1 protein-coding gene (only partly in view) is annotated in these 14,959 nt (G+C 63.0%); it reads left to right on the top strand.

Translation table 11 applies throughout. The features are described from left to right. Positions 1-14,959 carry the 3' portion of a non-ribosomal peptide synthase/polyketide synthase gene (locus tag M5G26_RS23930; protein ID WP_273916646.1) on the top strand. 29 nt of this gene lie to the left of the window's left edge, so only the last 14,959 of its 14,988 coding nucleotides appear in the window; the start codon falls outside the window, past its left edge; the stop codon is at positions 14,957-14,959.

The raw sequence follows: 14,959 nt of genomic DNA, 5'->3' as shown, positions 1-14,959 counted from the left end.
CAAGCGCTTTATCACTCTGCCGCTGGACAAACGTAAGCTGTACCTGGAAAAGATGCTCGAAGAGGGCGTCTCTCCGGCCAACCTGCCGATCCCGGAAACACGCTCCGGGTTCGCCGCCATTCCTCTGTCGTACGCTCAGGAACGTCAACTGTTCCTCTGGCAAATGGACCCGCACAGCACCGCGTATCACATTCCCAGCGCCTTGCGCCTCAAGGGCGCGCTGGACGTGGCGGCGCTGGAACGCAGCTTCAATGCCGTGGCCGCGCGCCATGAGAGTTTGCGCACCACATTTGCCGAGCACGGTGAAACCTTCTGCCAGGTGATTCACCCGCAGTTGCCGCTGAGCATCTCCCTGACACCGTTGCCGGCCGGCCTCGACGCCGCTGGCGCAGAGGCGGCGATCAAGACGTTCGTCGAAAGCGAAACCGCGCGCCCGTTCAATCTGCAACAAGGCCCGCTGCTGCGCGTGGCATTGCTCAAAGTTGCCGATGACGATCATGTGCTGGTGCTGGTCCAGCACCACATCATCTCCGATGGCTGGTCGATCAAAGTGCTGGTCAACGAGTTGATCCAGCATTACGCCGCCGACACCGCCGGGCAGCCACTGACATTGCCGGAACTGGACGTGCAATACGCCGACTACGCGATCTGGCAGCGCCACTGGCTGGAAGCGGGCGAGCGTGAGCGGCAACTGGCTTACTGGATCAAGACGCTGGACGGCGAGCAGCCGGTGCTGGAATTGCCGATCGATTTTCCGCGTCCGGCGGTGCAAAGCCTGCGCGGTGCACGTCTGCAACTGGACCTGCCAGTCGCCCTCGGCGATGCGCTCAAACAACTGGCCCAGCGCGAAGGCGCCAGCCTGTTCATGGTGTTGCTGGCGTCGTTCCAGGCCTTGCTGCATCGCTACAGCGGTCAGGCGCAGATTCGCGTCGGCGTGCCGACCGCCAACCGCAACCGGGTCGAAACTGAAGGCCTGATCGGCTTCTTCGTCAACACCCAGGTACTCAATGCCGAGGTCAACGGCCAGTTGCCGTTCAACCAACTGCTGGCGCAGGTCAAGCAAGCGGCGATGGCCGCGCAGGCGCATCAGGATCTGCCGTTCGAGCAGTTGATCGAAGCGCTGCAACCGGAACGCAGCCTGAGCCACAGCCCGGTGTTCCAGGTGATGTTCAACCATCAGACCAGTCGTGATCAGGGGCGTGGCGCGGTACAACTGCCGCAGCTGAGCGTCGAGGATGTGCAGTGGGAAGGGCGCACCGCGCAGTTCGACCTGACCCTCAATACCTATGAATCGAATGACGGTTTCGCCGCCGAACTGACCTACGCCACCGATCTGTTCAAGCCGCAAACGGTCGAGCGTCTGGCGCGTCACTGGCAGAACCTGTTGCAGGGGATCATCGCCGCGCCAACCCAGCGGGTCGGTGAACTGCCGCTGCTGGACAGCGCTGAACACGGCGTGTTGTTGCAGGACTGGTTGCGCGTGGCGGATCACAGCGCCCAGGCCGACTGCGTGCAGCAGGACTTTGCCTTGCAGGCGCAGCAAAACCCGCAAGCCACGGCGCTGATCATCGGCGACGACGTACTGACGTATGGCGAACTGGATGCCCGGGCCAATCAACTGGCGCATCACCTGATCAAGGCCGGCGTCGGCCCGGATCAATTGGTCGGCATCGCGGTGGAGCGCAGCGTCGAAATGATCGTCGGCCTGCTGGCGATCCTCAAGGCTGGCGGCGCGTATGTGCCGCTGGATCCGGCGTATCCCGAGGATCGTCTGGCCTACATGATCGAGGACAGCGGTCTGCAATTGCTGCTGACACAGGCGCATTTGCAGGCGCAGTTGCCGATCCCGGCGGGTGTGCAAACCCTGTTGCTCGATCAGCCCGGTGACTGGTTGGCGACTTATCCACAGACCGCGCCGAGCGTCGCCGTCAATGGCGAGCATCTGGCGTACACGATCTACACCTCCGGGTCCACCGGTAAACCGAAAGGCGTGATGGTGCGCCACGCGGCGCTGCGCAACTTTGTCGCGAGCATGATCAAGCAGCCGGGGATTGCCGCTGCGGATCGCATGCTGTCGCTGACCACGTTCTCCTTCGATATTTTCGGCCTGGAAATCTACGGCCCGCTGCTGGCTGGCGCCTGCGTGGTGCTGACCGGCAAGGACGTGCATCAGGATCCGCAAGCAGTGCTCGAACTGATCGAGCGCCACGCCGTCAGCATGTTGCAAGCCACGCCATCGACCTGGCGCATGCTGCTCGACAACGAGAACGCCACGATTCTTAAAGGCCGCACATTCCTCTGCGGCGGTGAAGCACTGCCGCAGGAACTGGCCCAGCGCATGCTGGCGCTGACGCCGAGCGTGTGGAACCTCTATGGCCCGACCGAAACGACGATCTGGTCGGCGCAACATGCGCTGAGCGCGGACAATAGCCGTCCATTCCTTGGCACGCCGATCGACAACACCGCGCTGTACATTCTCGGCAGTGACCTTGAGCTGAATCCGCTCGGCGCACCGGGTGAATTGCTGATTGGCGGTGAAGGTCTGGCGCGCGGTTACTTCCAGCGCCCGAGCCTGACCGCCGAACGTTTTGTACCGGACCCGTTCTCGCCAACCGGCGCGCGTCTGTACCGCACCGGCGACCTGACCCGTTATCGCGCAGAAGGCGTGATCGAATACATCGGGCGCATCGACCACCAGGTAAAAATCCGTGGTTTCCGTATCGAGCTTGGCGAAATCGAAGCGCGTTTGCTTGCGTTGGACAGCGTGCGTGAAACCGTCGTCGTCGCGCAGGACGGCCCGACCGGCCCGCAACTGGTCGGCTATGTGGTGCCATCCGCGAGCACGATTGATGAAGTCGAACTGCGCGCTGAATTGAAAGCCAGCCTCAAGGCCGAACTGCCGGAATACATGGTGCCGGCGCACCTGTTGTTCCTCGCGCAACTGCCGCTGACCCCGAACGGCAAAGTCGACCGCAAAGCCTTGCCGGCGCCAGACGCCAGCCAATTGCAATCGACTTATGTTGCACCACAAACCGCGACCCAACATACCGTCGCCGAGATCTGGCAAGCGGTGCTCAAGCTTGAACGTGTCGGCCTGAGTGACAACTTCTTCGAGCTTGGCGGCCATTCCTTGCTGGTGACCCAAGTGGTCTCCCGTGTGCGTCAGGCGCTGAACGTTCAAGTGCCGCTGCGCACGCTGTTCGAACACAGCACGCTGGAAGATTTCGTTGCTGCTTTGGGTGTCGATCAGGCCACTCAGGAACCGGCGATTGTCGCGCTGCCGCGTACGCAACCGATGGCACTTTCCTATGCGCAGGAGCGCCAGTGGTTCCTCTGGCAGCTGGAACCGACCAGCAGCGCTTACCACGTTCCGGCGGCGCTGCGTCTGCGCGGTGAACTGGATCTGTCGGCGTTGCAGCACAGCTTCAATGCGCTGATCGCGCGCCACGAATCCCTGCGCACCTGCTTCGTCGAACAGCAGGGCCAGACCCTGCAAGTGATCCAGGCGCAAGGCACGCTGGATCTGCAAGTGCAGGACGTGGCGGGGCTGGACGACGCAGCGCTGCAAGCGCTGGTCGCCGCAGAAACCCTGCACCTGTTCAACCTGCAGCAAGGCCCGCTGCTGCGGGTGAAACTGCTGCGTCTGGCTGCCGATGATCATGCGCTGGTGATCACCTTGCACCACATCGTCTCTGACGGATGGTCGATGAACATCATGGTCGATGAACTGGTGGCGCTCTATGCCGCGTACAGCCAGGGCCAGACCGCGACATTGCCGGCGTTGCCGGTGCAATACGCCGACTATGCCGTATGGCAGAAACAGTGGATGGACGCTGGTGAACGCGAGCGTCAGTTGAGCTACTGGACCGCGCAACTCGGCGATGGCGATCAACCGTTGCTGGAGCTGCCGACCGACCGTCCGCGTCCGCCTGAGCAAAGCTATCGCGGCGCGCGTCGCGACATACCGCTGAGCCTCGAACTGGCCGCCGCCCTCAAGCAAGTCGCGCAGCGTGAAAACGTCACCCTGTTCGCGCTGTTGCTGGCGTCGTTCCAGACCTTGCTGCACCGCTACAGCGGTCAGGCCGACATCCGTGTCGGCGTGCCGGTGGCCAACCGTAACCGCGTCGAGACCGAAGGGCTGATCGGCTTCTTCGTCAACACGCAGGTGCTCAAGGCCGAGTTCGACAGCCAGCAGACGTTCCGCAGCCTGTTGCAACAAGTGAAGAACACCGTGCTCGGCGCTCAGGCCCACCAGGATCTGCCGTTCGAGCAACTGGTCGATGCGCTGCAACCGGAACGCAGCCTCAGCCACAGCCCGCTGTTCCAGGTGATGCACAACCACCAGAGCCAGGCGCGTCAGGCGCAGGGCGCCACACGCTTGCCGCAACTGCACATCGAAGGCTTGCCTTGGGCGTCGAACACCGCGCAGTTCGACCTGACCCTGAACACCTTTGAATCGACCGATAACGTCTGGGCCGAGCTGACCTACGCCACCGACCTGTTCGACCTCGAGACCATCGAGCGCCTGTCGCAACACTGGACGAATCTGCTGCACGGCATCATCGCCGACAGCGGCCAGCGCATTGCCGAACTGCCGCTGCACGATGCCGCCGAACGCGCGGCGACGCTGTTGCAATGGAACCCGGCCGTGGCCGATTTTCCCAACGAGCAGTGCCTGCATCACTTGATCGAAGCCCAGGCCGCCCGTGCCCCGCAAGCCGTTGCCGTGACGTATGCCGAGCAATCCTTGAGCTACGGTGAACTGAATAGCCGCGCCAATCAGTTGGCCCACAAGCTGATCGCCCGTGGTGTCGGCCCGGACGTGCGCGTCGGCCTCGCAGTGGAGCGCAGCCTCGACATGCTGGTCGGCCTGCTGGCGATTCTCAAGGCTGGCGGTGCGTATGTGCCGCTGGACCCAAGCTACCCGGAAGAGCGTCTGGCCTACATGATCGGCGACAGCGGCATCGGACTGCTGTTGACCCAAAGCCATCTGCTCGGTCGTCTGCCGGTGCCGGATTCGGTGCGCAGCCTGATGCTCGATCAGGATCGCGAAGACCTCGAAGGTTACAGCGACAGCAATCCGCACGTGCGCATGAGCGCCGACAACCTGGCGTACGTGATCTACACCTCGGGCTCGACCGGTCAGCCCAAGGGCACCTTGCTCGCCCATCGCAATGTGCTGCGCCTGTTCGAAGCCACCGAGGCCTGGTTCGATTTTGGCCCTGAGGATGTCTGGAGCCTGTTCCATTCCTACGCCTTCGACTTCTCCGTGTGGGAGATTTTCGGTGCGCTGCTGTACGGCGGCAAACTGGTGGTGGTGCCTTACGAGGTCAGCCGTGCGCCGGAAGATTTCTTCGCTTTGCTTTGTCGCGAAGGCATCACTGTGCTCAACCAGACACCCTCGGCGTTCAAGCAACTGATGCAAGTGGCGTGCGCCCCGGAACACGCCGCGCAACAACTGGCGCTGCGTTACGTGGTGTTCGGTGGTGAAGCGCTGGAAGTGAAGAGCCTGCGCCCGTGGTTCGAGCGTTTCGGCGATCAGGCACCGCAACTGATCAACATGTACGGCATCACTGAAACCACCGTGCACGTGACGTACCGGCCGTTGTCGATGGCCGATTTGCAGCGTGACGCCAGCAGCCCGATCGGCGAGCCGATTGCCGACCTGTCGTGGTACTTGCTCGACGGCGATCTGAACCCGGTGGCCAAAGGTTGCATCGGTGAGCTGTACGTCGGTCGCGCCGGTCTGGCGCGCGGTTATCTGAACCGTGCCGACCTGACCACGCTGCGTTTCATTCCCGATCCGTTTGCCGCTGACGGCGGCCGTCTGTACCGCACCGGCGACCTGGCGCGTTATCGCGCTGACGGCGTGATCGAATACATCGGGCGGATCGACCATCAGGTGAAGATTCGCGGTTTCCGTATCGAACTCGGTGAGGTCGAAGCGCAACTGCTCGATCAGGCTGCCGTACGCCAAGCCGTGGTGCTGGCGCAGCCGGGTCTCAGCGGCCAACAACTGGTTGCCTGGCTGGTGCCGAGCGATGCCACGCTGCTCGACGCCAGCCCAGCGGAACAGGCGCAGTGGCGCGACCGCGTGCGTGCCGAACTCAAGGAAAACCTGCCGGATCACATGATCCCGGCGCACCTGTTGCTGCTCGCGCAATTGCCGCTGACCGCCAACGGCAAACTCAACCGCAGCGCGTTGCCGTCGCCGGATGCCAGTCAGGCGCAGCAGGCCTATCAGGCACCGCAAAGCGAGCTGGAGCAGCGTTTGGCGGCAATCTGGCAAGACGTGCTGAAGCTGCCGCAAGTCGGCCTCAACGATAACTTCTTCGAACTGGGCGGCGACTCGATCATCTCGATTCAAGTGGTCAGCCGCGCACGGCAGGCCGGCATTCGCCTCAATCCCAAAGACTTGTTCCAGCACCAGACCATTCAGCGTCTGGCCCTGGTCGCGCAGTTGGGCGATGACGTATCGAGCATCGACCAACAAGCGGTGACCGGCGCGGCGTTGCTGCTGCCGATCCAGCAGCAGTTTTTCGAAGACGACATCCCTGAGCGTCAGCACTGGAACCAGTCGGTGCTGCTCAAGCCGCGTCAGCCGCTGGACGCGGAGAAAATCGAGCAAGTCTTGCGCGCGCTGGTCGCGCATCACGATGCCTTGCGCCTGAGCTTCACTCAGCACAACGGCGTGTGGCAGGCCGAGCACCGCGCGGTTGAAGATCAGCCGCACAACCTGCTGTGGCAGGAAGATGTCGCCGATGCGGCTGCGCTGGAAGCCTTGGGCAACCGCGCGCAACGCAGCCTCGATTTGCAGAACGGGCCGCTGTTGCGCGCCGTGTTGGCGAATCTGGCCGATGGCACGCAGCGCTTGCAGTTGGTGATTCATCACCTGGCCGTCGACGGTGTGTCGTGGCGGATTCTGCTGGAAGACCTGCAAAACGCTTATCAGCAATTGCTCGATGCGCAGCCGCTGAGCCTGCCGTCGAAAACCAGCGCCTTCAAGGACTGGAGCGAGCACTTGCAGCGCTACGCCAACAGCGCGGCGTTGCAGCAGGAGCTGGCTTACTGGCAGGCGTGCCTGAGCGATGTCGGCAGCGATCTGCCGTGCAAGCGCATGGACGCCGGTCAGCAGAACAGACTGGCGCAGACGGTACAGACCAAGCTTGGCGCGGAGTTGACCCGGCAACTGCTGCAAGAAGCGCCGGCGGCGTATCGCACTCAGGTCAACGACCTGTTGCTGACCGCACTGGCGCGGGTGATCGGGCGTTGGAGCGGGCAGCCATCGACGCTGATTCAGCTCGAAGGTCATGGTCGTGAAGAGCTGTTCGACGGTGTCGATCTGACCCGCACCGTGGGCTGGTTCACCAGTCTGTTCCCGGTGCGTCTGACCCCTGCGGCTACGCCGGGCGAGTCGATCAAGCAGATCAAGGAACAACTGCGCTCGATCCCCGACAAAGGCATCGGTTTCGGCGCACTGCGTCACCTTGGCGATGCTCAGGCACAACAGAGCCTGCGCGCCTTGCCGACGCCGCGCATCACCTTCAACTACCTCGGCCAGTTCGACGGCAGTTTCGAGGGCGATGACGGCGCGCTGTTTGCACCGGCGCCGGACAATGCCGGTCTCGACCAGAGTCCGGACGCGCCAATGGGCAACTGGCTGACCCTCAACGGTCAGGTGTATGGCGGCGAATTGCGCGTGGGCTGGACCTTCAGCAGCGAGCGTTTCGACAACGCCGTGATCGAAGCACTGGCGGCGGATTACGCCGAAGAACTGGCCGCTTTGATCGACCATTGCCTGACCCCGGGCGTCGAAGGCTTGACGCCGTCGGACTTCCCTTTGGCGGCGCTGACCCAGGCACAACTCGACGGCTTGCCTTTGCCGGCCCAGCAGATTGCCGATGTCTATCCGCTGTCGGCGATGCAGCAGGGCATGCTGTTCCACAGCCTCTACGAACAGGCCACCGGTGATTACATCAACCAGGTCCGGCTCGACGTCGAAGGCCTCGACCCGCAGCGCTTCCAGCAGGCCTGGCAAGCGGCGGTAGACAACCACGACATCCTGCGCACCAGTTTCGTCTGGCAAGGTGAACTGGCGCGTCCGGTGCAAGTGGTACACAAGCAACTGGACATGCCGTTCAGTGTGCTTGACTGGCGTGAGCGCAGCGATTGCCTGGGCGAGTTGAACGCGCTGGCCGCCGCCGAGCAGGCACAAGGTTTCGACCTGAGCCAGGGGCCGCTGCTGCGTATGGTCGTGGTGCGCCTCGACGATCAGCGCTGCCATTTGATCTACACCAACCATCACATTCTGATGGATGGCTGGAGCAATTCGCAGTTGCTCGGTGAAGTCCTGCAGCGCTACAGCGGCATCGCCCAGCCAACGCAGGCCGGGCGCTACCGCGATTACATCGAGTGGTTGCAGCGTCAGGACGTGCAGGCCAGCGAACATTACTGGACCGCGCAACTGGCTGATCTGGAAGCGCCAACCCTGTTGGCGCAGGCACTTCAGGCGCAGCGTGGCGACGCCCCGCGAGACGGCCACGGCGAACATTTCTGTGTGCTCGACGCGGCGCAAACGCGGCTGTTGGGCGAGTTCGCCCGGCAGCAGAAAGTCACCCTGAATACGCTGATTCAAGCGGCCTGGTTGCTGCTGTTGCAGCGCTTGACCGGTCAGCAAAGCGTGGCGTTCGGCGCTACGGTGGCGGGGCGTCCGACAGAACTCAAAGGCGTCGAGCAGCAGATCGGTCTGTTCATCAACACCTTGCCGGTGATCGCCAGCCCACGTTCGCAATCGAGCGTAGGCGATTGGTTGCAGAGCGTGCAGGCGCAAAACCTGACGCTGCGTGAGCATGAACACACGCCGTTGTTCGACATTCAGCGTTGGGCGGCGCGCAACGGTGAAGCGCTGTTCGACAACATTCTGGTGTTCGAGAACTACCCGGTGTCCGAGGCGCTGGCGCAGGGCGCGCCGCAGGAATTGCGTTTCGGCGAGATCAACAACCATGAACAGACCAACTATCCGCTGACGCTGCTGGTGCATTTGAGCGACGAGTTGTCGATGCACTTCAGCTACCAGTGCGACAGCTTTGCTGCGCACAGCGTTGTGCAGTTGAGCGAATACTTGCAGCGCCTGCTCGGGCAAATGAGCGAGTCGGGCGAACGTACCCTCAGCGAGTTGAACCTGATCGATAACGGCCCAAGTGCCGAGACCGATTTCGTCACCGAGCTGTGCATTCATCAGGGCATTGCCCGTCAGGTGGCGGCGACGCCGGATGCGTTGGCGGTGACCTTCGCCGATACGCAACTGACCTACGCCGAGCTGGATGCGCAGTCCAACCGTCTCGCGCACAAACTGATCGAACTGGGTGTCGGCCCGGAAGTGCGCGTGGGCGTGGCGATGCCGCGTTCCGAGCAATTGTTGATTGCCTTGCTGGCGGTGCTCAAGGCCGGTGGCGCGTATGTGCCGCTGGACCCGGATTACCCGGCCGATCGCGTTGCCTACATGCTCGAAGACAGCTGTGCGCGGGTGCTGCTCACCGAGCAAGCGGTCGCTGCGACGCTGAGCGTGCCGGGCGATACGCAAGTGCTGCTGATGGATCAGGTTTCGCTGAACGCTTATCCGGCTAGCGCACCTCAGACATCGGTCACACCGGACAACCTCGCCTACGTGATCTACACCTCCGGTTCCACTGGCAAACCGAAAGGCGTGGCGATTGCCCATCGCAACGTCATGGCGCTGATCGACTGGTCGGCCAAGGTTTACAGTCGCGACGATATTCAAGGCGTGCTGGCGTCAACTTCGGTGTGCTTCGACCTGTCGGTGTGGGAGCTGTTTGTCACATTGGCCAACGGCGGTTCGCTGATCATTGCGCGTAACGCTTTGGAGTTGCCGCAGTTGCCGGCTCGCGATCAGGTACGCCTGATCAACACCGTGCCGTCGGCCATTGCTGCACTGCAACGCGCCGGGCAGATTCCGCCGAGTGTGCGCATCATCAATCTCGCTGGGGAACCACTCAAGCAAGGCCTGGTCGACGCGCTGTATCAACAACCCACCGTTGAGCATGTCTACGATCTGTACGGCCCGTCGGAAGACACCACCTATTCGACCTGGACTCGCCGCACCGCCGGTGGCCAGCCGCGCATCGGTCGTGTTCTCGAGCACAGCGCCAGCCATTTGCTCGACGCCGATCTGCACCTCGTTCCGCAAGGAGTTTCCGCTGAGCTGTACCTGTCCGGCGCCGGCATCACCCGTGGTTACCTGGGCCGTGCGGCAATGACTGCCGAACGCTTCGTGCCCAATCCACTCGCCAGCAACGGCGAGCGCATGTACCGCACCGGCGACCTGATTCGTGAACGCGAAGAGGGTGAGCTGGAATACATGGGCCGCATCGACCATCAAGTGAAGATTCGCGGTTTGCGTATCGAACTCGGCGAAATCGAAGCGCGTCTGGTGGCGCATGCCGCCGTGCGTGAAGCGGTGGTGGTGGCCAGTGAAGTCTCGGGCAGCCAACAGTTGATCGCCTACCTAGTGCCGACCGATCTGGCCATGGTCGGTGCCAGCGCCGAGCAGCAACGTGAATTGCAGGACAACCTCAGCACCTGGCTGGGCGCCACCCTGCCGGATTACATGGTGCCGACCCATCGCCTATGGCTGGCGCAGATGCCGTTGACTCCTAACGGCAAGATCGATCGCAAGCGCTTGCCGGCACTGGAACTGACGGCGGCGCAACAACACGTCGAACCGGTCAACGCCACCGAGCAGGCGTTGGTGGACATCTGGAAAGATGTTCTGGGACTGGCGCAGGTCAGCACCAGCGACAGCTTCTTTGCCTTGGGCGGCGATTCGATCATCTCGATTCAAGTGGTCAGCCGCGCCCGTCAGCAAGGCCTGGAACTGAGTCCGAAGGACCTGTTCCAGCACCCGACCATCGGCCAACTGGCCCAGCGTGTCGGGGTCAGTTCGGACGCACCGGTGGCCACGCTGGTCGATATGCCGCTGCACGGTTTGAGCGAGGCGCAAGTCGCCGAGTTGCCGTTGGCACAAGATCAGTTGGCCGGGCTCTATCGCCTGTCGCCGATGCAGCAGGGCATGCTGTTCCTCGGCCTCAATTCGCCGGAAGCGGATCTCTACATCAACCAGTTGTGCATTCCGGTGCAGGGCCTTGACCCGGCGCGCTTGAAAGACGCCTGGGAAACCGTCAGCCGGCGCCACGACATTCTGCGCACCGGGTTCCTCTGGCAGGACATGGCCGAGCCGTTGCAATTCGTCCTGGCTGATCCGCAATTGCCGATCAGCCTGCTCGACTGGCGTGAGCAGGATCACTCGGCCGAAGCGCTGCAAGCGTTGGCCGATGCCGAGCGGGCCAAGGGCTTCGATCTCGATCAGCCGCCGCTGCAACGCCTGACCCTGGTGCAGGTGAGCGAGGACAGTTATCAACTGATCTGGACCTATCACCACATCCTGATCGACGGCTGGAGCAGTTCGCAGTTGATCGGCGAGGTGTTGAGCCAGTACTCCGGCAAGCCATTGGCCGACGCCGTGCCGTACCGTCGCTACATCAATTGGCTGCAACAGCAGGATGGCAACGCCAGTGAAGGGTTCTGGCGTGAGCATTTGCGTCTGCTTGACGAGCCGACCTACCTGGCGGATGCCGTGGCGCGTACCGGCAGCGGTCGCGGCCACGAGGCGTTGTACAGCCGCTTGGGCGAAGCTCGCACCGAACAGCTCAAAGCCTTCGCGCAAGCTCAGCACGTGACCCTCAACACCTTGGTGCAGGGCGCGTGGCTGATGCTGCTCAGCCGTTACAGCGGCCAGCGCTGTGTCGCGTTCGGCGCGACAGTGGCGGGGCGCCCGGCGAGTCTGCCGGCGTCGGAATCGATCCTCGGTCTGTTCATCAACACCTTGCCGGTGATCAAGGACGTACCGGCCGAGCAGGCGGTTGGCGACTGGCTGCGCGACTTGCAGGACTTCAACCTGGAAATGCGTGAGCGCGAATACACCCCGCTCACCGACGTGCAGCGCTGGGCCGGACGTGCCGGGCAATCGCTGTTCGACAGCATCATCGTGTTCGAGAACCACCCGATCGATCAGGCGCTGCGCGAGTGGCGCGATGACTCGCTGAAGTTTGGCGAGATCAGCAACGCCGGCCTGACCAACTTCCCGATGGACTTGATGGTCACGCTCGAAGAAGGGCTGGTGATCGAGTACATGTTCCTGCGTGAGCATTTCGATCGGGCGACCGTCGAAGGCATTCGCAGCAACATGGAAGGCTTGCTCGCGGCGCTGGCCGAGGATGCGGCGCAACCGCTGGGGCGCATTGGTCTGCCGACCGGTCAGGTGGCGGCCGCGCAGGCGCTGCCGGCACTTTCGCAAGAAGTGGCCGTGCATCAGCGTATTGCCCAGTGGGCGGTGCAGCGTGGTGAGCAGACGGCGCTGATCTTCAATGACCAGTTCTTCAGTTACGGCCAGATCGACGCCCGCGCCAACCGTCTGGCCCATGCCTTGATCGCCGAAGGCGTCGGCCCGGAAGTACGCGTCGGCGTGGCGCTGCCGCGTAGCGAAAACATGATCGTGGCGTTGCTCGCGGTGCTCAAGGCTGGCGGTGCTTATGTGCCGCTGGACGCCACGTATCCGCGGGAACGCCTGAGCTATCTGATGCGCGATTCCGGGATTGCCTTGCTGCTCAGTGATTCGAGTCTGCGTCAGGTGCTGCCAACGCAGGACAACCTGCATGTGCTGGAGCTGGATCAACTGGAGCTGGCCGCGCACTCGGACAGCGCACCGGATGTCGCGGTGCAGCCGGGCAACCTCGCCTACGTGATCTACACCTCCGGTTCGACCGGCCAGCCGAAAGGCGTCGGTGTCGCTCACGGCCCATTGGCGATGCACTGCCAGGCGATCGGTCAGCGTTATGAAATGAGTGAGGCCGATTGCGAGCTGCACTTCATGTCGTTCGCCTTCGACGGCGCGCATGAGCGCTGGTTGACCACCCTGACTCACGGTGCACGCTTGCTGATCCGTGACGACAGCCTGTGGACTGCCGAGCAGACCTACAACGCCCTGCATGAGCATGGCGTGACCGTGGCAGCGTTCCCGCCGGTGTATTTGCAGCAGCTGGCTGAACATGCCGAGCAAAACGGCAACCCGCCGCCGGTGCGCATCTACTGCTTCGGTGGCGATGCGGTGCCGGTGGCGAGTTTCGAACTGGCCAAACGCGCCCTCAAGCCGCAGTACATCATCAACGGTTACGGCCCGACGGAAACCGTGGTCACGCCGCTGATCTGGAAGGCCGGCACTGATGATCACTGTGGTGCGGCCTACGCGCCAATCGGCAGTGTGGTCGGCGAGCGCAGCGGTTATGTGCTCGATGCTGATCTCAATCCACTGCCGGTGGGCCTTGCCGGTGAGCTGTACCTGGGCGGCGCGCTGGCCCGTGGTTATCTGGGCCGGGCGGGCGGCACCGCCGAGCGTTTCGTGGCCAACCCGTTCAGCGCCGATGGCAGTCGTCTGTACCGCACCGGCGACCTCGTTCGCCAGCGCGAGGACGGCACTGTCGACTACCTGGGGCGGATCGACCATCAGGTGAAGATCCGTGGTTTCCGCATCGAGCTGGGCGAAGTCGAGGCGCGTCTCAAGCAGCAGCCGGGCGTGCGCGACGCCGCTGTGGTGGCCCGCGAGGGCGTCAGCGGCAAGCAGTTGCTCGGTTATGTGCTGGCCAATGCCGATACGCAAATCGATGGTTTGTGCGAACGCCTGCGTGAACAGCTCAAGGCCAGCCTGCCGGACTACATGGTGCCTGCGCACCTGATGTTGCTCGAACGCATGCCCCTGACGCCGAACGGCAAGCTTGACCGCAAGGCGCTGCCGAACCCGGATGCCGAACAGCGTCAGGATTACCTGGCGCCGCGCACCGAGCTGGAAAAGGCCTTGGCGAAGATCTGGCAGGACGTGCTGAAAATCGAACGCGTGGGCCTCACCGACAACTTCTTCGAACTGGGCGGCGATTCGATTCTCAGTCTGCAAGTGGTCGCTCGCAGTCGCGTGCTCAAGGCTCAGGGTCTGAGCCTGAAACTGCGCGACCTGATGCAGAAACCGAGCATCGCCGAGCTGGTCGCCAGTGTGCAGGGGACAGCCGAAAAAGCCTCCGGGCTGTTGGCGATGAACGCAGAGGTCAAAGGCGTTGCGCCGCTGTTCTGCATTCATGCAGGTTTCGGCACGGTGTTCGACTACGAGCCGTTGGCGCGCCGTTTGAGCGGTCGCCGGCAGGTCTTGGCGATTCAGTCGCGGATGCTGCTGGACCCGGCGTTCAACGATGTCTCGTTGCAGAGCATGGCCAGCGCTTACGTGGCACAGATCCGCGAGAAACAGCCACACGGGCCGTATCACCTGTTGGGCTGGTCGCTGGGCGGGACGTTGGCGATGCTGATGGCCGCGCAACTGGAGCAGGCCGGGCAGACCGTGAAGTTTGTCGGTCTGGTGGACAGTTTTGTGCCGTCGGCCAAGGTCAATGAAGGCGCAGTGGATGACTGGCAGGCCGATCTGCGCGACTTCCTGCGGGTAACCCTGCCGGAGGCCGCGCCAGGTTTGCGCATCGACGGCGAGGAAACCGCGCAGAACCTGCGGGCGCTGTTCGCCCGTGCCATGAGTGCCGAACGCGGGGCGTCGACTTACGTGGCACTGGGCGCCGATGAACTGGCCCATGTGTTCAGCGTGGCCCGTCGACTCAAGCAACTGTCGTTGCAACTGGATCGCTGTGCACCTTTGGCGGTCAACCCGATCTGCTGGTGGACGCTGGGTCGCGAAGAGGAGGCCGTGGAGCTGGCGGCGCAACTGGCGCAGCCGGGCATGGGTGGTGAATGGCTCGATTGCGGGCACTTCCAGATCCCGCGCGATGAAACTTTCCTGTCCGAGGCTGAAGAAATGCTCGGCGAGATCGTTGAACCTGTAGCCATGTCCTGA

Origin of the sequence: Pseudomonas sp. TNT2022 ID642 (assembly GCF_028656995.1) — a bacterium.
GTDB lineage: Bacteria > Pseudomonadota > Gammaproteobacteria > Pseudomonadales > Pseudomonadaceae > Aquipseudomonas.
Note: the sequence above shows the minus strand (reverse complement) of the source record. Positions and strands in the feature narration are given on the sequence as shown.